This window comes from Blautia sp. OF03-13, from assembly GCF_003460685.1.
Classification (GTDB): Bacteria; Bacillota; Clostridia; order Lachnospirales; family Lachnospiraceae; genus Fusicatenibacter; species Fusicatenibacter saccharivorans.
In genome coordinates this window covers 193,746-214,579 of record NZ_QTVR01000003.1, presented here as the reverse complement: position 1 = coordinate 214,579, position 20,834 = coordinate 193,746, and the positions used below count along the sequence as shown (strand labels likewise).

Sequence of the window (20,834 nt, the reverse complement as noted above, 5' to 3'; positions counted from 1 at the left end):
AAAGTAAAAACAGTACAGAAAATTCCACACGCTGTGTGTTTTTTCTGTACTGTTTTCTTTTTTGACCTTTTTACACGATCTTATGCTATTTTCTTGAATACCGGAATCGAATCGATTGGTGCGGCGGCAAGAACGGTCTGTCCTCCTTCGTACACTTTTCCGTCTCTGGTATCTTCCCAGCGTCCTGCCGGAAGATATACTTCACGCTCGAACTCGTTCAGATGGAAAATCGGCGCTACCAGGTATTCGCTTCCGAACATATACTGATCCTGCAGCTCCCAGCATTTTTTGTCATCCGGGAACTCATAGAACATGGTACGGATCAGCGGAGAACCGTTTTCGGATGCCTCGTCATACAGCTGTTTGATGTAATCGTGCATGCTGATGCGGATGTCGTAATATTTCTTCATGATCCGGTAATTTTCTTCTCCATAGCTCCACAGTTCATTGGACTGGCCGGTATACAGGTAGCCGCCGCCAAAATCACGGTCATCGAGCGTTGGAATGTTGTGCGGTCCGCGGTCGCCGTGCATACGAAAAACAGCAGAGTAAACGGCAAACTCATACCAGCGGATCAGAAGCTGCTGAAAATCCGGGTCGTTGACATCATCTGTCATAAAGCCGCCGATATCGGTTGTCCACCACGGAATGCCGGCAAGACCCATATTAAGGCCGGCCTGGAGCTGATCATAGAAGGCTTCAAAGGTACTCGGCACATCGCCGGACCATACAACATTTCCGTATTTCTGACTTCCGGCCCAGGCGCAGCGAAGCAGGTTTACAATATTTTCTTCTCCTTCTGCTTTCATGCCGTCATAGAAGACACGGCTGTACAGCTGCGGATAGATGTTGCTGCAGGAAAGAGCCGGTCCGTCGATATAGCGGTAATGGTCGAAATCGTAAACGCCGAAATCCGGTTCTGAGTTGTCCAGCCAGAAGGCATCAATTCCCAAATCATAATAGTTTTTCTTGCAGACTTCCCAGACGTATTTTCTGGTCTCCGGGTTGAACACATCGATTTCCACACAGTCTCCCTGGAAATCATACGTCTGCAGGGCGCCGCGCTCTGTTTTAATCAGCAGGCCGCGGTCCAGCATCGGCCAGAAATTCTCGCTCTTCCGGTCTACGCTTGGCCATACGGAAACGATAACTTTGATTCCCATGGAATGCAGTTCGTCCACCATGGCTTTTGGATCCGGCCAGTATTTTTCATCGAATTTCCAGTCACCCTGCACGGTCCAGTGGAAGAAGTCAATGACAATCTGATCGATTTTGATGCCTTCCTTCTGGTAGCGGCGTGCCACTTCAAGCACTTCGTCCTGCGTACGGTAGCGCAGCTTGCACTGCCACAGGCCCATACGGTCCTCCGGGAATTTCGGCGCGCGGCCGGTCACTGCGGTGTAATTTTCCAGGATCTCTTTCGGTGTATCAGCTGCAGTCAGCCAGTAGTCCATATCTTTCGTCGAGCATGCGGTCCATTCGGTATAATTCTTTCCGAAGGTTACCTGTCCGACGGCCGGATTGTTCCACAGCATGCCATATCCTAAGCTGGATACGGCAAACGGTACACTGATCTGGGAGTTACGCTGCGCCAGCTCCAGGGTACATCCCTTCAGATCCATGTATTTCTGCTGATACTGACCCATTCCGAAAATCTTCTCTTCGTCGTTGCTCTCAAATTTCAGGTTCAGGCTGTATTCGCTTCCGCCGATCACACCTTTCCACTCACGGTTGACCGTTTTTAAGCAGCGGCTCTCTTTGCTGATCGTTCCGTCGTAGCACCGATGATATTCTCTTAAAATTTCCTGATCTTCTTTGTAGAAGGTGATAACTCCTGCAAAGTTGACCACAGCACGGATTTTTCCATTGGTGATCGATGCGCTGGTTCTTTTTCCCATGGATCCGTCGATTTCCAGATGATCGACTTCAAACTGCTCTGCTTTTGCCTCTGTTTTTTCCGGCACTTCGGTCAGTGCCCAGTCCTTTCCGAAAAATCCCGGAAGCATGGTTGCGCGGACACGTAAGGAATCTTTTCCCCACGGCTCAATCCGCAGTGTTTCTCCGTTTGCCTGTGCAATTAACACACCATTTTCTGTCTGAAAACGCATTGTTTTTTCCTCCTTTTTGTTTCAATCCACAGTCGGTAATTTCACAGAGTCTGACATGCCAGCAGAATGCTGACTGTGGTTTGCCTCATGTCAGTGGGGGATACCGATTTCTCTCCGCCCGCCACTGCTGTTAACTTTCTTATTTGCAATTCATCTCACCACCTATAGAGGTGGGAGAATCCTTGCTATTATTTGTTGAAAGGAGAGGTCACAGAAAAATTTGCTTTTCCGTGCCTCTCCCTCCCTATATTCTTACATTCCGATGCTTATGCAACAACAACTTCGCTTGCATCTGCTGCCAGAACAGCTTCTTTCTTCTCATTTCCGACGAAGACTTCTACTTTCAGTTCGGTATGTGCGCCTTCTACGGATACTTTCACTGTGTCGCCGTCTTTGACTGCTTTTACGGTGAATACATTGTTTCCGTGGATATCCGGAACTTTTGTCTCGGCTGCGTCTTTTAACTGATATACGCAAACAGTTGCGTGGTCAGCGTAGTCGTAATCCGGTTTGGTGTCGCAGTTTCCTCTTACTACGATGCTGTTCTCTCTTACATACAGCGGCATGGAGAAGTAGTCGTAGGTTCCCTGATACCATCTTCCGCCCTCTTTTGTCTCGCCGGTCAGAAGCTCAGTCCAGGCGCCTTCCGGCAGGTAGTACTGTGCAACTTTATCCTCGCGGAATACCGGTGCAACCATAAGGGCATCACCTAACATGTACTGCTGATCCAGATACGGAACGGCCGGGTCGTTCATGAACTCGAATACCATCGGGCGCATTACCGGGGTTCCTTCCTCGTGTGCCTCTACAGATTTCTGGAAAATGTACGGCATCAGCGAGCATTTCAGGTTGGTGAAGAATTTTACTACGTCGCAGGACTCTTCGTCGAACAGCCACGGCACACGGTAGCTTGTGGATCCGTGCAGACGGCTGTGGGTAGACATCAGTCCAAATGCGCACCATCTCTTGTACAGATCCGGTGTTGCGGTGCTCTCGAATCCGGAGATATCATGGCTCCAGAAGGAGAAGCCGCTCATGGCGAAGGAAAGGCCGCCGCGCAGCGTTTCTGCCATGGACGGATAGTTTGCAGAGCAGTCGCCGCCCCAGTGTACCGGGAATTTCTGGCTTCCTGCTGTTGCACTTCTTGCAAACAGAACTGCCTCGTTCTCACCTTTTACTTCTTTTAACAGGCTGAATACTGCCTGGTTGTACAGGTATGTATAGTAGTTGTGCATTGCCTGCGGATCGCTTCCGTCGTGGTAAACAACGTCAACCGGGATTCTCTCGCCGAAGTCGGTCTTAAAGCAGTCTACGCCGCAGTCCAGAACAGTTCTCAGTTTATCGGTATACCATTTAACCGCATCCGGGTTGGTAAAGTCCACAAGGCCCATACCTGCCTGCCAGTTGTCGGTCTGCCATACGCCTTTTCCGTCTGCTCTCTGCAGCAGATAGCCGTTTGCAGCGCCTTCTTTGAAGAATGCGGTTCCCTGTGCAATATACGGGTTGATCCATGCACAGATGTGAAGACCTTTGTCGTGATATTTCTTTAAGGTTGCGCGAATATCCGGGAAGCATTTCTTGTCCCACTCAAAATCGCACCAGTGGAATTCGTGCATCCAGAAGCAGTCGAAGTGGAAAACGCTCAGCGGAATATTTCTCTTTTCCATTCCCTCGATGAAGGATGTGGTAGTCTCTTCGTCGTAGTTTGTGGTAAAGGATGTGGACAGCCACAGACCAAAGGACCACGCCGGAGGAAGTGCCGGGCGTCCGGTCAGCGCGGTGTACTCGTTCATGATCTTCTTCGGTGACGGTCCGTGGAACAGATAGTATTTGATTCTTTCGCCCGGTACGGAGAAGCCGACATACTCTACTTTTTCACTTGCTACTTCGAAAGAAACGTTGTCGGTACTGTCAACGAGAATACCGTAGCCGTTGTTTGTCATGTAGAACGGTACGCATTTGTAGCCGATTTCGGATGCCGTACCGCCGTCCTCGTTCCAGGTGTCTACAACCTGTCCGTTTTTTACGAATGGAGTAAATCTCTCGCCAAGGCCGTATACGCACTCGCCGACGCCAAGGGAGAGCTCGCTTACCATATATGGCTGATATTTTTCGGTCATGTAATTCTGGGCTGGCAGCATGGTGCTCTGCTGACGGTCCCATCTGATATAGGAAAGGTTGCGGAAGCCGCTTCCGGTCAGAACTTTTCCATCTGCCTCGAAGGTGTAAGCAAAGACACCTTTTCTCTGTACGCGGACCTGTACGCTTCCGGTATCAAGAACTGCCTCATCCTCGTTGATCGTTACAGTTACGTCCTCGTATACGCTCTCTGTTTTGTCGAAGGACGGAACTTTGTTGTCGTAGGCTTCGTAGTGCCATGCCTCCATGGAGATGGTGTCCGGTGTATGTGCTACGAACTCAACGGTGATGGTCGGCAGGTTCAGGGTCATGCCTCTGTGCTCGATCGGACGTGTGGTAGCCAGGATACGCATACCGCCTGGAATCTGCTCTACTTCATAAGCCTGCATTGCATGGGATGCATTTGCTTTTTCACTCGGAAGCCAGTAACCTTCTGTGAATTTCATCTTTTCATTACCTCCTGATTTGATGCGCCCGAAACAGAGGATGAAAAGCACTCTCTTTTCATCATTTTTTACAGAATTCCTGTTTCAGGCTGACGTTTTTTGGTAATTTTATCCTACCACACTTTTCCTGTCGAAAACAGGGAGGATTCTGTGAAAAAATACGGCGATATTATCTTTTTTCCGGTTTGAACCTTTTTCTGGTTCCAATATGCAAAACGGGAGTGTGTCCCGCAAAAGTATCCTGTTGCATTTCCAGTTACTTTTGCCGGGACACACTCCCATCTCTCTTCTTTTGTTTTTTCTTTATGCCACAATCAGATAGGCAACAACTGCCAGCAGGATCTGCAGGATCACAAAGCGGATCACAACCTGACTGTCGGACCATTTGTATTTCAGGCGGACATGGTCATGCAGCGGTGTTCTTGTATTTTTGAGGATCGCGATTTTCAGGAAACGGAGTAAAAATACTTTGACAAGGCCGATTCCTCCGTCGACGATCATCACGCCTGCCATCAGCAGATATAAGAACGGATGGCGGGACTGCATGGCAAGGATGGCGATGTAGAAGCCAAGTGCTCTCGAACCGGCGTCTCCCATCAGCATGCTACTCGGCGAGGTGTTGAAATACAGGTACGCGAGAAGCGCTGCCACGAACAGGTAATTGGCTACGGTGAAGCTTCCAAGGACATCGTGGAAAATCATACTGAACGCGAAGATAACCACACAGGAAAGGCTCGCGCAGAGTCCGTCGACACCGTCGGAACAGTTTGTAACGTTGATCGAAATCCAGATCAGGATGATGCCGAGGATTATGTAGACCACTTTCGGAATGGTAAGGGACATGCTTCCGAAGTAGATCGTGGTGGAATTGTAATTCACAAAGGTGATGACGGTCACAATGGAGATGACGAGGTCAATCGCGCCTTTTTTGTAATCGCTCCACGGGGTTTCGGATGCATCATCGAGGTAGCCGCTCAGCATGATGCAGACGAGCAGGATCGCGTAGATCGCATACTCGGCGCCAAGAGGCAGGAACAATACGCTTCCGATCAGGAAACAGATGACGATCACAAGGCCGACGCCGCGCAGTTTTCCGCGGGAGAGGCCGCCGTTTACGGCAAATTCTCTGCCGTGATCGCTCGGCAGAAAGGAAAATGGATGCTTTAACGCCAGAAAGGTCAGCAGAAAGGTGACCACGATTCCCAGCATGGCGATCTGGCCGGGATTTAAAAAGTTACTCCATACTTGATACATACGTTTTCTTCCTTCACTTTTCTTTAGATTGAGTTTGCACGAAGCCGTATGTGACGTGGCTTTGTGTTCATTTATTATAACAACTTCATGCAAAAATTGCTATACCCAATTCGGGGGTTTCGTGATAAGATAGTGATACACTAAGTTGAACAAAAAAGGAGTTTTTTATGCCACGCAAAGATCATCTGCCGCGCCAGACACGCCAGGAACACATCACGCTGCAGCCGAACCGCAGCATCGAATTTCGCGTAACCGACGATTTCGGCAGTTTTTCGCCGCCGCACTGGCACGACGCGCTGGAAATTATTTATATTCTGGAGGGTTCCTCCATTGTCACGCTCTCGGACCGCACCAAGACCGTCCTTCCGGGTCAATTTCTGCTGATCAATTCCGGGCGTATCCACACGGCGCGCTGTCCGTCCACGGGAAACCGCTCGATTCTGATGCAGATTCCGGATGCGTTCCTTGCGAACTATCTGCCTGATCCGTCACAGCTCTGGTTCTCGATTGACTACGACAGTACGAATCCGGAAGTGCAGAAAAATATCAGCCAGTTCCGGCGTCTTCTGCTTTCGATGATGCAGCTTCATGAGGAAATGCCCGACGGCTATCTTCTGACGTTCCAGCGGGAGCTTTTTACGTTTCTCGATCTGCTCTACACGAAATTTTCCGAGAAGAGCCCGCTTGCGCACCACCCGATGAGCTCCCGGACGCAGACACGGCTCGATACGATTCTGACGTACACGCAGGAAAATTACCAGCGGCCGATTACGCTGAAGGAGGCTGCCGATGTTGTCTCGCTGCAGCCGGAATATTTCTGCCGGTTCTTCCGCCAGAACATGGAAACGACGTATCTGGAATACTTGAATTCCTACCGTCTTTCCCGCATCTACCGCGACCTGATCGCCACGGATCTGCCGGTCGGCACGCTCGCGGAAAAGCATGGTTTTACAAACGATAAGCTGTTTCACCGCCTCTTCCGCGAGCGGTTTCACACGACGCCGCTGCAGCTTCGGAAGGCAGCACGCGAGAAAGGATCCTGATAGCTTTCGCTGTTTTAATATCTTTGAGAATGGGAGTTTAACACGATGACAAAAGAAGAACTGGCGCTTGCCGTCATTGAACGTTTGAAACAAGAATATCCTGACGCCGACTGTACGCTTGACTATGACCAGGCGTGGAAGCTGCTCGTCAGTGTCCGCCTGGCCGCACAGTGCACCGATGCGCGGGTCAATGTTGTGGTGGAGGATCTCTACGCAAAGTATCCTGATATCGATGCGCTGGCAAACGCGACACCGGAGGAAATCGAGGAAATTGTGCGGCCGTGCGGTCTTGGAAAGAGCAAGGCACGCGACATCAACGCCTGCATGCGCATGCTGCGCGACGAGTACCACAGCCAGGTGCCGGATGACTTTAACGCACTTTTGAAGCTCCCGGGCGTGGGACGGAAAAGTGCGAACCTGATTATGGGCGATGTATTCAAAAAGCCTGCGATTGTGACGGATACGCACTGCATCCGGCTGTGCAACCGCATCGGGCTCGTGCATGACTGCAAGGATCCGAAGAAGGTGGAGATGGCACTCTGGAAAATTGTGCCGCCGGAAGAAGGAAGCTCGCTCTGCCACCGGTTTGTGGAGCACGGACGCGAGGTCTGTACTGCGCGGACGACACCGCACTGTGAACGGTGTGTGCTCGCGGATATCTGTGAGAAGAACGGCGTAGAAAAATAGCATTTTTTTATGCGTTTCCATGCGAAAAAGGCTTTTGCATACCGGACAGATTTTTCTGATTCTGTCCCGGCTGCAAAAGCCTTTTTGTTTCTATTTTTTATATGACCGAAAGAAGTCCGTCAGCGCTTTCAGCGTTTTCCCGAGCACCTGCACTTCCTCTTCTCCGAGTTCCGCCATCACGGCATCCGTCATCTGCTCGTGGAATTTTGCGTGATGATGGAATGCCTGCCGTCCCTTTCCGGTCAGGTGGATGTAGACGATCCGGCGGTCCTTCTCGCTGCGCTCCCGCTCGGTGTAGCCTTTTTTCACCAGACTGTTCATTGACGTTGTCAGCGATCCGACCGTGATGTCGAGCTTTGCCGCGATCGATGACATATTGCCGCCCTCCAGGCCGACGGCCTCGATGATGTGCATATCGTTGTTCGTCAGATCCTTGAAATCCTCGGTAATGATCGCCTCTTCTTCCAGTTTTTGTATCTCGTGAAACAGATGGACCAGTGTCTCATTGATGATTTCTCTGTTATCCACTCCTCTTCCCCTTTCCGTCTGTTCTGTCCCTTCTGAACAGGGTTCCGCTCTTTCTGTCTGTATTGTATCAAAAAAGTTCCGGACAAACAATACCAAAAACTGCCTGGGAAACGGCGGATCGCTCCGTGCCGTTTCCCAGGCAGTTCTGTTATGTTTGATTCAATTACATCTGCCCTTTTTTCTTTAACCGTGCAAAGCAGATCATGAAAAAGCAGATGCCGTATACGGTTGTGATCGGGGTGGACATGCCGACGAAGGTCAGGTTCGTATTCGGCAGGTGTGAGAAGAACAGCGCCAGCGGAATACGGATCAGGCAGGCGGAGGTGATTCCCTGGATCATAACCGGGATGCTGATGCCGCGGCCGTTGAAGTATCCGATGCTGCTGAACAGCACACAGGTCAGAATACATTCCGGTGCGAAACCGCGCAGGTAAGCGGCGCTCTGCTCGATAACGGCCGGATCGCTCGTGAAGATTCTGGAGATGACACTTCCACCGAAGAAACCGATGCAGAAAATCACAACTCCAAGAGAGCAGCCCGTTGCGATTGCGGTGAGGAAGCCCTTCCACGCGCGGTCTTTCTTTCCGGCTCCGGTGTTCTGTGCCACGAATGCTGACACAGACTGCATCACAGAGGACGGGATCAGCATGATGAATGAGGTCAGCTTCTGCGCCACACCGTATCCGGCGGACGGCATCAGACCCATGCCGTTGATGATCGAGTTGATCACAAGGAAGGAAATCTGTACGGTCGTCTCCTGCAGCGCGATCGGCACACCGACGTTCAGGACTTTCTTCAGCTCGTCATGGTCGATGCGGCAGTCTTCTTTTTTGAATTCAATCGGCAGATTGCCTTTTTTCAACACACCCATGGAGGCGATGACAGAAATCAGCTGCGCCAGAACCGTCGCAAGCGCTGCTCCCGCAACGTCCAGTTTCAGCACACCGACGAAGAACAGATCTCCGGCAATATTGGCTGCGCAGGCGATGCCGACGAATAAAAGCGGCAGATTTGCATTACCGATTCCGCGAAGCACGCTGCTGATGACGTTGTACGCGATGATGATCAGAATACCGCCGGAACAGATCCGCAGGTAGAGGACGGTTTTGTCAAAAGACTCCGCCGGGACCTGTAAAATATTGGCGATCGGGCCTGCGAACAGCTCCAGAATCACCGTCATGACGACACCGATGATGGCGAACAGAACAATCGAGGTTCCCACGGTTTTGCCGGCCTTATCCGGCTTGCCCTCGCCGATGTGCTGGCCGATCATAACGGTCGAACCCATCGCAAGGCTGGTGATGATAAATGTTACCATCTGCATGAAGCTGCTTCCGGTTCCGACAGCGGAAATACTCGACGCATCGCCGAACCAGCCGACCACGAGAAGGTCGACCGCACCGTAAGCCGCCTGCAGAATCAGCGCGCCGAGCACCGGCAGCGCAAAACGGATCAGGGACTGGAAAATCGGTCCCTCTACAAACGATACTTCTTTCTTATTTTCTTTTGCCATTGTTTTTCACTCCTTTTATTCCCGGCATCGTTTCCTGCATCCGTGTGATTGCATGCACAAATTCGTCCACCACCGCGTCGTCCAGATCTGGCAGGCGGGATGCCCATTCCCCGTGAAAGTGCGTCACGCGGAGTTCCACAAACTCTTTTCCCTCTTCGGTCAGTGTCAGGTTGATCACGCGCTTATCTTTTTCATCCGCCTGTTTCACGAGAAGATTTCTCTCCTCCAGTTCCTGCACCAGCTTGGTGATGCTCGGCAGCGTTGTGTTCATATAGCTGCTGATGTCGCTGACGCGGCAGAAGCCCTGCTTTTTCTGAATCTCATTCACCGCATCCAGCACATGCACCTGCCGCGGCTTCATACCGTCCGGCAGGTCCGGGAGTTTCTCGATCAGACGCTTTGCATCAAAACACGCATCCAGGAACTGCTTTAATTTTTCCTGTGTCATGGAAAATGGTCCTTTCTTCTTAAAATTTAGTTATCTTTAGTAATTATCTTTGATAAGTATAGCAGGAAATGAAAAAATGTCAAGAGGGAACTGATGCTAAAAAAGAGCTGATTGAAAGTTCTGGCAATGCCAGATTCTTTCATCAGCTCTTTTCCATATCCATTTGTCACTGTTCAATGAGCTGCATTTCGGTGCCCCCCGCCGGATTTTATGCTTCTGATCGTCTTTTCCAGTACCTTCATCTCAACCGGTTTTGAAACATGGGCATTCATACCGGCTGCCAGAGAATGCTGAATATCCTCAGAAAACGCATTGGCGGTCATAGCAATGATTGGAATTGTCTTTGCCAGTTCATGGGAGCTTCTTCGGATTGCTTTTGTTGCCTCATAACCATTCATAACCGGCATCTGTACATCCATCAGGATCATGTCATAATCCCCCGGAGCAGACTGCTCAAATGCCTCTAAGACCCTTTTACCATTTTCACAGATTGTACACTCTGCACCCTCAATCTTTAACAATTCCATCAGGATTTCTGCATTCAGCTCATTGTCCTCTGCACACAGAAACCTCATTCCTTTCAGGACATTGCCAGCCGGTTCATCCTTTTCTGCCTGTTCTGCTGAAGAAACAAATCTATCTTCTGCTATTCTCAGATCTATAAGAACCTCAAAACAGCTTCCCTGGCCCAGTTCACTCTCCACATCAATGGTGCCTCCCATTGCTTCAACCAGATTTTTGGTAATAGCCATTCCAAGACCAGTTCCCTGTATCTTATTCGTCATAGAACTTTCAGCACGAGTAAAAGCATCAAAAATTGTATCTTTGAAATCTGCCGACATTCCCATGCCATTATCGCTGACCAAGAAACGGTACTTTGCGTAGACAGATGACTTTGTCTCACATTCTTCTACCAGAAACTGAATTTTTCCACCTTCCTGCGTGTACTTCACTGCATTAGAAACCAAGTTGCTGAAAATCTGCATCAGATGAACCTGATCTCCGTTCACCCACTCGTGCCGGATGTTTTCTTTTATGATTGTAAGAGTCTGATTTTTTTCGTCTATCTGTGAATGGAATATGGTATTGAGTTCTGTAATAAAATCCAAGATGGAAAAATCGGTATACTTAAAAACTGTTTTTCCTGCCTCAATTTTGCTCATATCCAGAACATTATTAATGATTCCTAACAGATGCTGTGATGAAATGTCTATTTTATCTGCATACTCTATTACTTTCGCTTTATTACCGGCATCATGTCTGATCAATGATGTCATGCCGATAATTGCATTCATTGGTGTACGAATATCATGTGACATATTGGACAGGAAATCTGTTTTCGCCTTATTTGCATTTTCAGCGGTCTGCAAGGCTTCCGTTGTAATGTCCTTTGCTTTTTTCAGTTTTTTATTGGACTCCTCCATTTCCTTCATTGCCTGCGTCTGAATCTCATTATTTCTTTTTTCGTATTCAGCTTTTTGCTCAGCAAGACTGCGTCTGGAAATACTGTAGAACAATCCGGCAAAAAGCAAAAGTATAAAGCCTGCCATGAGTATTGTTTCAAACACTATTGTTTTCTGATAATCTCTTAGTACATTATCTACAACACTCTTTTCTACAATACAGATCAGCATGGTGTTATTATTTTCTATTGGACAGTATCCCAGATAGTAAGGTTTGTCACTTTCCACAAGTTCTACCCCCTGTTCTCTGCCATCCAGCTTTTTTTGAAGAGAATCAGCCTCTTCCTCAGTGATAGCCTGATCTCCTTTTAAATGCTTTAACAAGAAATAGTTCCTGAAAAATTTATCTTCTTTCTGATTTGTATAAGTAATATTTCCGTCGTTATCCAGCATAAACAGATACGCATTCCCGTTATAGCTTTTCACACTTAACATGGAATCTAATTTTGAATGATCATACAAGGTTCCAATTGCCGTATAAGTTTCCCCCTTAATCGTATATTCCTGACATGGAATTGCAACCAGATAACCATCTTTTTTCTTCTGGTTGTAATCAAGAGAAACCAATTTTCCAATATTATATCCGTTCCTCAAATCCAACAAAAGTTTACTTGGCATGTCAACCCGAAGTTTTGTTCCATCAGTGGTTATTGCCTTTCCATTTTCCTGGAGAAATATAAGTGTACTTTCAGATTCTTTCTGCCATGCCTCAAAGAACTTCTTGTTTCTATCCAGTTCAATAGATCTCACTCCCTCTTGAGTAAGAAAATCCTCAAGCATATGCAGCCGACTGTAGTATCCATTCACCTGCAGATCATAGGTCTGCTGTATCTGTTCAACAACTGCTCCCATACTGCTTTTCCCGTTTTCTGCGATATAGCTGTTCATCCTGTTCAAAAGGAGCTTTACAAAAATTAAGTTTAAAAAGATAAGAATTAAAAAGAACAATGGTACTATCATCTTTTTTCTTTTTGTTTTCGCCTGTTCTGTTCCCACTTTTATTTTTCAACCTCTATATAATCTTCCGGTGCTGACGGCTGCTGTCCGTTTGCCATCGCTGCGGTCCATGCACTTGATAATGTTGTGTTTCCAAGCTGCCTGATCTCACATTCCGGATTTATTTTTTTCAAAACAGACATTGTGGTTTCTGTAAGAAGAATAGAGCACTCCTTGTCTTTGTCTATTTTTTTCTTATTTACTTCTATGTCCTTTAATGAGAATCCGTTTTCCTCCTGCCTGACGATTATTTTCATACCGGATGCAATTGGTAATTCATATTTATTGGTTATATGGAATTTCTCATCAGAATCAGCAAGATATTTCTCCGCAAGTTCATAAATCTCTTTGCCATTGATTTTTGCCAGGTATAATGGTGTATCTAAACTCTTTGCTGTCATCAGACCAACCCGGCTGCAGGTACACTCCCCTTTGTAAATGGAGGAAGTAAAATAATAATATGGTGCCAAAGCCAGCTGAGCATTATTTTCTTCTTTAATCGTAGTTAAAATAGAAGATGCCGCATCACGACCGTTTTTATCATTTAGCGAAATGGTATATTCATTTTCAAAATTTATTGTGTTTTTTTCTTTTGAATCCTTACTGTTCATTGTGCTGCGAAAAGCATCATAAGCCTGTGTTTCATCCATTTCCCCTGACAATAATCCGTGAACAGCCTTAAGACTGGCATCAAATGATTTTTGAGCAGAATATCGGATATAAACAGAATTATTATTAATTTCATCTTCAAGGCCAGGTACATCTTCCATCATGTTTGGAACATCTACATTTAATGAAATTACACCCTTTCCATCTGCGATCAATGTTTGTCCTTCTTTTGAAATCATACACTCCAGGACATCGAATGCCAGGTCCAGTTTTTCCTGATCTTTTTCCAGTTCTTTGTTAAATGCAATATTCAGAGAAGGGGTCATATTTATAAAAGCTTCATCCGAAATCTGTGAAAAAAACGGTATACGAGTTAATTCTGCATCCATCTGTTCCTGAAATTCCTGCATAAGTGCCGGATAACCATGAAACATTGCTGCTTTTCCCTCAAGGAACATCTGCGTTGCAGTATTAATATCGACGCTGATATCATCACTTGTAAAATGTGAGTCCTTCAAAAATGTATTGGTTTCTGAAAAAATACGTTTCCATAACGCATCATCAAACGCGATATCCCCTGATGCACTTTCAGCTGAGCTTCTCCATTCGATTCCATCCAGACTCATGAATTCCCCAATTGCACCTGTCTGAATCACCTCATGAGCAGACCAGTCTTCTGCAAGATCCAGGGAATACGGTTTTATACCATTATCATAAAATTGCCGGCATGCCTGTGCATATTCCTTATAGTTTTTCGGTATCTTGATTCCATACTGTTCAAACAATGTCTTGTTGGCAATAATCGTCTGCGGTATACCGCAGATAGGAAGCCACTGAATCTCATTTTTTGAATTTTTGTAATATTGCAATGCATAGGAGTAATACCTGGAAACCACGTCATAAGAAGCAAAATCCATTAGATATGGCTCCAGATCCTGTGCATCTTTTCCAGAAAATCGACGTACGGTTATGATATCCGGCAGTTCACCATGTTCCTCAAAATAGCTATATAAATCGGTATCATTGTTACCGGTAATAAACTCAATATCCTGATCTGGAAACTGCTCATGGATATAGGGTACAATATTTTTCATTAAACGATTTTCCCACAGATACACGGTAAGGTGATCGTCATTTTTAGATACTGCTTTTTGAGATTGTCCACAGCCAGACAAAACAGTAATTGCTAAAAGCACACCTGACAGTAATGCTGTCAGACATTGTTTTGCCTTTTTCATCCTCGTATTTTCCTCATTCTTTCCTGATAAAATCATTAATTCAATAATTGGGAAACAATTACAGCCAGTTTTCCAGAACATCATTCAGCTTATTCATATCCAGCGGTTTCGCGATATGTCCATTCATGCCTGTATTTTTTGCCAGCTGTACATCTTCTGCAAAAGCATTTGCTGTCATGGCAACAATCGGTAGTTTTCCCTGTTCACCCGGAAGGCTCCTGATTGCTGCGGTTGCCTCATAACCATTCATGACAGGCATTTGGATATCCATAAAAATAAGGTCATACAAGCCTTTCGGAGAAGCTTCTACTTTTTCAACTGCAATTTTTCCATTTTCTGCCGTTTCCACTTCCGCCCCGGTCATCTGCAGAATTTCAACAGCAATTTCTCTGTTTAACTCATTATCCTCGACCAGCAGAATTCTTTTTCCTGTGTAATCTGCTTCAGACAGCTCATCCAGATAATTTCTTGCTGTTTTTTCTTTTCTGCCAGAAGTAAACTGCCGCAATGTAGCCGTCAAACGGGAACGGAACAGCGGTTTTGCAATAAAAGCATCTACGCCTGCAGCCTTTGCTTCTTCTTCGATCTCACTGAATTCATAAGATGTCAGTACAATAATGGTAATCTCTTTCCCTATCCGTTTCCGGATCTGTCTGGCTGTTTCAATTCCGTCCATATCCGGCATTTTCCAATCTAAAATAACAGCAAAGTAATCATTTTTTAGCTCATGATGTGCATAACAGCGCTCAACGGCTTCTCTGCCGGAGAGAACCCATTCGCCTGTAATTCCAATCTCCTTCAATGTGGCAACTGTACTTTCACAACATGTCTTATCATCATCCACAACCAGAACAGGTAGATTCATCAGATTTCTGTCCTGTTCTTTTTCTTTTTCCTGAAGTTCCAGATAAATTGTTACTGTAATTTTAGTTCCCTTATGTAAGGTGCTTTCCACTTTAATATTACCATTCATCAGGTTCACAATATTTCTGCTGATTGCCATTCCCAGACCTGTTCCCTGGACTCTGGTTGTCCGATGGTCATCTGCGCGGCTGAAAGGATCAAACATGATTTTCTGGAATTCCGGTGACATACCGATCCCATTATCCTCAATCGTAAATTCATAGCATCCAAGTTCCGAAAATCCATTTGGCTTTTCCTCTATGGAAAAAGTAATATTCCCGCCATCCGGTGTATACTTGACCGCATTACTCATCAGATTCACAAATACCTGCTGGATTCTCAGGCTGTCACCACAGACACTCTCATGTTCAATGTGATTAATGTGTATATCTAAATTGTGTTTATGTTCATCAATCACCGGTTTTGTGAGTGTTATAAGATTATCCACCAGATCTGGCAGATTGAAATCCTCCTGTGCCAGCGTCATTTTTCCACTTTCAATACGTGCCATATCCAGCACTTCATTAATCAGCCCCAGCAGATGACGGCTTGATTTTGTAATTTTACTGAGACATTCAATGACTCTGTCCTGGCTCTCAATATTTGCTCCTGCAATTGCTGTCAGGCCGACAATGGCATTCATCGGTGTCCGGATATCGTGTGACATATTGGAAAGGAATTCTGTTTTCGCACGGTTTGCATTTTCTGCAGACCGGTAAGCCTCTTTCAGTGCCTGACGGGATTCAATCTCTGCTTTCTTCTCCTGTGTCACATCCATGGATGCCAGCAATACCTTTTCCAGCTTTCCATTCTTCCATTCCAAAGGAATATAAGAAGCGATTTTATAAGTCTTTTCATCCAGGCTGCAATACTCAAACTTATAAATATCATTTTCACTTTTCAGTTTTTTCCGAATATTATCCGGGGCTGTCAGGATATCTATAGCTTCCAATGGTTCCAGTGTCTTATATTTTTCAAGAACCTGCATCTGAAAATCATGATAAAATCCCAGAGGTTTATATATCATCTGTCCATTCAGATTGTAGAATTCATATCTGTCATTTTCCAGATCACAGACAACAAAGCGGTCAACCAGACGCACAATACTCTGAATTATCTGCTCCATGGAAGCATTATCCGCTGCCATCTGCAGATGCCGTGCGCTCTCTACCTTTGTCTCTGTGATATCACGCAGAAAGATCATGGCATATTCTGAATCCTCTATTTCGCCACGTATGACCACATTGCGGACCCATCGTTCTTCTCCATTCAGAGTGATACGGCACTCTAAAGCCAATTCGGTTTCCAGACCCTTCAGCCTTTCTGCAATATAACCACGGTCGTAAAAAGAGGATACCGCCTTCTTATCTGTCTCCACAACATAGGAATCCACAAAATGACGGATCAGTTCATCCCATGTATGACTCTGTTCAAAGACTGTCATCAGGGACGGTTCAACCTTAAAGGTATCAAAAGTATTCGCTTCCAGATTTACATAATACTCACACAGGTCTGCTTTCGTAAAAGCCCGGTGGAAAGCAGCAGATTTTTGTGCCTGCATGGCCTCTTTTTTTTCCGCATCAATATTAATAAAAATCCCGGCAATCCTGCTGGCAGAACCATCCAGACGGCGTATTACTTCTGCCGATGCCCGAAACCACTGGTATTGATTATCCTTCATTCTCATACGATACTCTACCTGGTATTTTATCTGGTTCGTCTTATCCTTAATTGCCGCCTGAAGCTGCACCATTACTCTTTCTTTATCCTGTGGATGCAGAAGATCTGACCAGGATTCCAGTTTATTCGGAAAGTCCAGAGTGTCATGATAGACAAGCATTTTTCGGAATTCATGACTCCAGTTTGCATTCACAATCTCACTGTTTTCGTCACAGTCAAAATACCAGAAGCCGGAACAGATAGCCTCATTGAGCAGTGTCAAATTTACATGATCCCAGTTGACCTGTACGGACATAACCCAGATCTGTCTGCCCGCCTCATCTGTCGCATCCTCTTTACAAAGCCGTACATTTTTCACTGTACCGTCTGCTGTAAGGATCTGTGCTTCCCCTGTTCCGTGAAGCTGCAAAAAATGGTCTCGCTCCTGTCTATCTTCCTCGTCATAAAAGAAGTTTCTCAATGAGCCTTTTGTCTGTTCCATGAAAGTATCGAATGTATATCCTGTACTATGCAACAGCAGATTATTCACAGACAAAATAGACAGGTTTTGGTCATAAGATCCTGTCATTATACCTACCCCGCCATTATTTTCCAGTGTTTTCTGTACGGCCTGTGACATAGCCTGTGTCTGTCCCGTTACAGCCTCACCTAAAGAATATATTTTGTCTTCATACTTTTCCATTTTATAAAAATCCTCTCTCTGTTTTATACTTCATTATCCTGCTTTTATCTGTATACAGAGAACCTGTCCCTGCCAGTTTTACATTTACGTTATAATATCCTACAAAACGTGAAAAACAGGTATACGGATTTGAGAAGTTGCAGCCACTACACACAATATTCATACAAAATTCTCTTTATGTTTTCAATTTTTATAGGCTTTGCCAAGTGAGCATTCATTCCTGCTGCCAGACACTTACTCCGATCGTTCCTGCTGTAAAACGGTATCTGAGGCTTTTTTTATTTATCTGATTTTTTTCTGTTTCCATGGAACTTCTGAACGCTCACCTCCTGGTATCATTACAAATATACATAAAAACTCATTTTTATATTACCATGAAATTTTTTACTTTGCAATGCACATACCTTTTCAGACGCTGCTTTTCTTGTTTCCTTTTTCAGAAAATTGCAACCAAAGGGGCGCACCTGAAAATTTCTTTTCAAATGCGCCCCTTCGCTTTCTTTTTTTCTGTCAGATCAATCCGTAATGCTCCATCGCCTTTGCCACGCCGTCCCGCTCGACGGTATCGGTTACGTACTCTGTGTACGGATCCAGAATCTCATCATGTTTTCCAAGCGCAATGGTGTGTGCGCCGCACCGGAACATGGTAAGGTCGTTGCTGCTGTCGCCAAATACGTATGCATCTTCTTTCTCCAGCTGAAACTGTTTCAGCGCATAGTCCACAGCTGTTCCTTTGCTGCAGCCGTGCGGAACGATTTCGTATACACCGCCGCGCGGTCCATGATATCAAACTCCTGCTCAAATTCACGGTACATACGTTCTATATCAGACTGTGCATCGGTTACGATACAAAATTTATCGTAAATGATTCCTTTTGTCTCCGCTGTCTCCGCGAGTCCGATTCCGACAGCAGCGAAATAGGCACGGGTCTGCTCGACCTCCCGAAAACGGGATACCTCCGACGAAAAATAAACATTATCCGTTCCCTCCAGAATCATGCCGATCCTGCACTCCTTTAAAATAACCGGGATTTCCTCACAGCGCTTTTTCGGAATCGTCTGATGCATCAGGATTTCGCCGTCCCGGCGCAGATAGGTCCCGCAGCCGCACAGAAATCCGGAAAACGGAAGCTTTTTCAGCTCCTCGGGCAGCTCCGACCAGGTGCGGCCGGTATTAATAAACGTAAGATTTCCTTTTTCCGCTGTCTTTTTCAATGCATCGAGCGCGCTCTGCGGAATTTCTTTTGTAATCTCACTCAGTAACGTTCCATCAATATCAAAAAATAATGCTTTCACAAAAATTTCCTCCTCGTGTACTGTTTCCTGTTCTCTTTCTGACATACGAAAAAATGCCGAAGCTCTTGATTGTCAAGGCTTTCGGCATTTTCATTCCAGTCGAAGCGACGGGATTCGAACCCACGACCTCTGCGTCCCGAACGCAGCGCTCTACCAAACTGAGCCACGCTTCGATTTTATTTGTTTTCTGAACTCTCGTCCGTCAACAATAGCTATTATATATGATGTCTATAGGAATGTCAACACCTTTTTTGAAATTTTTTTAATTTTTTTTATTATTGCTTCAAAAGGTACATTTCACACGGGTTTGCGGCCTTTTTGGTGTTCTTTTAGAATGACAGTTTCTGAGAAAGTCAAAAAAAGAGATATGCCGGAAGTTCTGTTCCGGCATATCTCTTATCTTTGTTTCTCAGCTCAGCTGATATACATCTGCATACTGCACGCCGAAGCTCAGCGCCTCGGAATGGCTGCTGCAGAAGATGTCTACGTGGCCGTAAGCGGTTCCGCGGTCTTCTACCGTGTAAACCTGGCCGTTGATCATCAGTTTTGTGCCAAATGGTACACCGCCCATGGCAATCGTTCTGCCGGCGGTCGGTGTGGTTCCGCTCGCGGTGGATCCGCCGGACCACTGTCCGGTACAGATGGAACAGGAGCAATATCCTGTCAGTTTAAATCTTCCAAGGTATGTTCCGCTGGAGGAGCTGCTGGAAGTATCTGACGCGGATGGACTCCCCGTTGTCGTGGAGGATGCGCTGCTGTCCGAAGAACTGCTTCCGGAGCTGCTGCTTGTATCGGTATCTGCTTTCGCTGCGGCATTTGCTGCTTCTGCGGCTGCGACTCTTGCGGCCTCGGCCTCGGCTGCCTGTTTTCTGGCGGCCTCTGCCTCAGCTTCTGCGGCAGCCTGCTGTGCGGCGGCTGCTTCCTCTTCTGCTTTCTTCTGCGCTGCAATCTCCTCTTCTTTCGCCTGACGGATCAGGTCGTTGATTGCATCTGCTTTGCTGTTGATTTCATCTACCAGTGCACTCTCGCTGGATTTTGCATCGTCCAGCTCTGCGGAGTAGGTACGGAGTTCCTGATAAGCTGCTGCGTACAGCTCCTGGATGGCTTCCTGCTGATCGCTGCTCTGCTGCTGCAGTTCTACGATCGCTGCCTGCTCTTCCTGCACCTGTGTTTCTTTTTCTTTTACCTGGTCTACCGTGTCTTCATACTCCTGCATAAGATCGCGGTCGAAATCGGAAATTTTCTGTATGTATTCTGCCCGGCTGATCAGCTCTGAAATGCTTTTGGAAGAAAAGAGCATTGCCATGTATCCGTTTCCGGAAGAATTTTCATACATATACTGGATACGGAGCTTCATCGCTTCGTACTGCTCTTCTTCTTTTGCTTTTGCATCTTCCAGATCTGCCTGAATCTGTACCAGTTCGTTCTGCTTCGCATCATACTGATCCTGAAGCTCCTGCAGACGGTTCTGCAGATCGTCCAGCTGCTGGTTCAGTTCGGAAAGATATTCTTCTGATTGTCCCTTTTTGGAATTGAGTTCGTCAATCCTGCTCTGTATGCTGTCAAGCTGAGACTGTGCGGCAGCCTGTTCTGCCTGAGCATTTGAAATTTTCTCCTTTGTACTGGCACCATAGCATGGCAGAACGGTTGCTGCCGTAAGCACTGTGGCCAAAACCAGGCTGAATAATTTCTTTTTTTTCATGTCGTACACCTCATACTTATTACGTTCTGTTGCTGATTGTCACTCCAAGTTACTGCGGAAAATGGGCCTTTTTTCCCGCCGTACTTTGCCATTATAACAC

14 protein-coding genes and 1 tRNA gene are annotated in these 20,834 nt (G+C 46.3%); 2 read left to right on the top strand and 13 right to left on the bottom strand.

Features of this window, described 5'->3' with window-relative positions; translation table 11 throughout:
- Positions 1 to 80: 80 nt before the first annotated feature.
- The 3 genes from DXA55_RS03595 to DXA55_RS03580 all read right to left on the bottom strand — a co-directional run bounded on the left by DXA55_RS03595 (position 81) and on the right by DXA55_RS03580 (position 5,947).
- Positions 81 to 2,108 carry a glycoside hydrolase family 31 protein gene (locus DXA55_RS03595; protein ID WP_117813045.1) on the bottom strand — a complete coding sequence of 676 codons (2,028 nt, stop codon included), beginning with the start codon at positions 2,106 to 2,108 and terminating at the stop codon, positions 81 to 83.
- Positions 2,109 to 2,374: 266 nt separating this feature from the next.
- Complete coding sequence (gene yicI / locus DXA55_RS03590) at positions 2,375 to 4,693, bottom strand: alpha-xylosidase (protein WP_022463037.1); 2,319 nt, start codon at positions 4,691 to 4,693, stop codon at positions 2,375 to 2,377.
- A 303-nt stretch (positions 4,694 to 4,996) separates the two neighbouring features.
- Positions 4,997 to 5,947: a phospho-N-acetylmuramoyl-pentapeptide-transferase gene (locus DXA55_RS03580; protein WP_117813043.1), complete on the bottom strand. Its 951-nt coding sequence runs from the start codon at positions 5,945 to 5,947 to the stop codon at positions 4,997 to 4,999.
- A 167-nt stretch (positions 5,948 to 6,114) separates the two neighbouring features.
- Between DXA55_RS03580 and DXA55_RS03575 the strand changes: the two genes are divergently transcribed.
- Positions 6,115 to 6,990 carry an AraC family transcriptional regulator gene (locus DXA55_RS03575; protein WP_022463035.1) on the top strand — a complete coding sequence of 292 codons (876 nt, stop codon included), beginning with the start codon at positions 6,115 to 6,117 and terminating at the stop codon, positions 6,988 to 6,990.
- Positions 6,991 to 7,035: 45 nt separating this feature from the next.
- Positions 7,036 to 7,677: an endonuclease III domain-containing protein gene (locus DXA55_RS03570; protein ID WP_022463034.1), complete on the top strand. Its 642-nt coding sequence runs from the start codon at positions 7,036 to 7,038 to the stop codon at positions 7,675 to 7,677.
- Positions 7,678 to 7,767: 90 nt separating this feature from the next.
- Here the strand turns inward: DXA55_RS03570 and DXA55_RS03565 are convergent, their stop codons facing one another.
- From DXA55_RS03565 to DXA55_RS03525, 10 genes are all read right to left on the bottom strand, one after another.
- The gene (locus DXA55_RS03565; RefSeq protein WP_022463033.1) at positions 7,768 to 8,205 is read right to left on the bottom strand and encodes a MarR family winged helix-turn-helix transcriptional regulator; all 438 of its coding nucleotides are present in this window, start codon (positions 8,203 to 8,205) and stop codon (positions 7,768 to 7,770) included.
- Positions 8,206 to 8,368: 163 nt separating this feature from the next.
- Positions 8,369 to 9,718 carry an MATE family efflux transporter gene (locus DXA55_RS03560; protein ID WP_117813042.1) on the bottom strand — a complete coding sequence of 450 codons (1,350 nt, stop codon included), beginning with the start codon at positions 9,716 to 9,718 and terminating at the stop codon, positions 8,369 to 8,371.
- Positions 9,702 to 10,166: a MarR family winged helix-turn-helix transcriptional regulator gene (locus DXA55_RS03555; RefSeq protein WP_022463031.1), complete on the bottom strand. Its 465-nt coding sequence runs from the start codon at positions 10,164 to 10,166 to the stop codon at positions 9,702 to 9,704. The genes DXA55_RS03560 and DXA55_RS03555 overlap by 17 nt, the downstream gene beginning before the upstream one ends.
- Positions 10,167 to 10,339: 173 nt before the next feature.
- Positions 10,340 to 12,481 carry an ATP-binding protein gene (locus DXA55_RS03550; protein ID WP_117813068.1) on the bottom strand — a complete coding sequence of 714 codons (2,142 nt, stop codon included), beginning with the start codon at positions 12,479 to 12,481 and terminating at the stop codon, positions 10,340 to 10,342.
- Positions 12,482 to 12,627: 146 nt separating this feature from the next.
- Entirely contained in the window at positions 12,628 to 14,472 is a 1,845-nt protein-coding gene (locus DXA55_RS03545; protein WP_117813041.1) for an ABC transporter substrate-binding protein, read from the bottom strand.
- 58 nt (positions 14,473 to 14,530) lie between these two features.
- Positions 14,531 to 17,737: a response regulator gene (locus tag DXA55_RS03540; protein ID WP_117813040.1), complete on the bottom strand. Its 3,207-nt coding sequence runs from the start codon at positions 17,735 to 17,737 to the stop codon at positions 14,531 to 14,533.
- 510 nt (positions 17,738 to 18,247) lie between these two features.
- The gene (locus tag DXA55_RS18050) at positions 18,248 to 18,460 is read right to left on the bottom strand and encodes an HAD family hydrolase (protein ID WP_278309006.1); all 213 of its coding nucleotides are present in this window, start codon (positions 18,458 to 18,460) and stop codon (positions 18,248 to 18,250) included.
- Positions 18,445 to 19,032, bottom strand: coding sequence for an HAD hydrolase family protein (locus DXA55_RS03535; RefSeq protein WP_278309005.1), 588 nt, complete (start codon positions 19,030 to 19,032; stop codon positions 18,445 to 18,447). The genes DXA55_RS18050 and DXA55_RS03535 overlap by 16 nt, the downstream gene beginning before the upstream one ends.
- Positions 19,033 to 19,131: 99 nt before the next feature.
- Positions 19,132 to 19,205 (bottom strand) — tRNA-Pro (locus DXA55_RS03530).
- A gap of 236 nt (positions 19,206 to 19,441) precedes the next feature.
- Positions 19,442 to 20,734, bottom strand: coding sequence for a PcsB-like coiled-coil domain-containing protein (locus DXA55_RS03525; RefSeq protein ID WP_022461307.1), 1,293 nt, complete (start codon positions 20,732 to 20,734; stop codon positions 19,442 to 19,444).
- Positions 20,735 to 20,834 lie beyond the last annotated feature (100 nt).